This is a genomic window from Aerococcus sp. L_32 (assembly GCF_050689315.1).
In genome coordinates this window covers 1-1,052 of record NZ_JBOEQF010000602.1, presented here as the reverse complement: position 1 = coordinate 1,052, position 1,052 = coordinate 1, and the positions used below count along the sequence as shown (strand labels likewise).

At 35.3% G+C, this 1,052-nt stretch carries 1 protein-coding gene and 1 riboswitch; the gene reads left to right on the top strand.

Annotation, left to right across the window (positions count from 1 at the left end; all coding sequences use genetic code 11):
• Positions 1-362 precede the first annotated feature (362 nt).
• Positions 363-459: riboswitch (TPP riboswitch) on the top strand.
• 147 nt (positions 460-606) lie between these two features.
• Positions 607-1,052: energy-coupled thiamine transporter ThiT (gene thiT / locus ACRCJ0_RS15080; protein WP_431391022.1), on the top strand; the 446-nt coding region annotated here is incomplete at its 3' end.

Sequence of the window (1,052 nt, the reverse complement as noted above, 5' to 3'; positions counted from 1 at the left end):
TAGGCGGAAAAATCCGTCTCATTGGTCCGCAAAACCAGGTCAACTTCCTGTTCATTAGAAATATGTAAATATTGTGTATCATTTAAACAAATATGTTCAAATTGTGATAATGATTGCAATTTATTGATCGCTTTATTCGAAAAAAATAGCTTCAAATTTCATCCCCCCATAGGCCTCAAAATAAAAGAATGCAAAAATATGTTCTTAAAAATATATCATATTGATGATATGAATACAATAGTGTGGTTGTGATGAACCAGCGCTCAATTCTATTATACAATAAGTCTGAACGATTATAAAATGTTAGGGTTACCACTTGCTAAAGATGCAAGATTAGCATATACTAAAAGAAATAAGATACTTGTACGCACTAGGGGAGCTTTTGCTGAGATGTTTAAAAACAGACCCTCATAACTTGATCCGGTTTATACTGGCGGAAGGAAGTGTTCAATAGCCATTTGTTGGTGAATGATTTAATGCGTTAAATCGTTGAATACATTGAGAGGTCGTGTTTGTCACAATTGTGATAGATGCGATTTTTTTATTTGCTTTGATGATATTTCAAAATAACTTTCAATGTGCTTACAAAGGAACGGAGAAGAAGAAATGAGATCAGTTAAGTTAAATGAAAATATCGAGGCTGCTATTGCAGCAGTAATTGCTTTTATAGTATCAATGATACCGATTGAAATTGGCCCAAGCTTTGGGGTCCAAATTTCACTAGCCATTATTTATATTGTAGCGTTTAGAAGAGGGATTCGTGCTGGTTTATTGTCAGGATTCTTGTTAGGACTGATTAAATTTATTTCTGGCTTTGCCAGTATTTTAACACCAGTACAAGGTATCATAGAATATATATTTGCCTTTGCCTTAGCTGGATTAGCGGGTATTTTTGCCTTACAAATCCAAGAAGCAGCAAAGAATAACCATGAAAAAAACTTATTCCTATACGTAGGACTAGCAACTTTCATCGCCATATTTGCAGAATACTTTGTCCACTTCCTAGCCGGTGTAGCCTTTTGGGGCCAATTCGCACCAGAAGGCATGAGCCC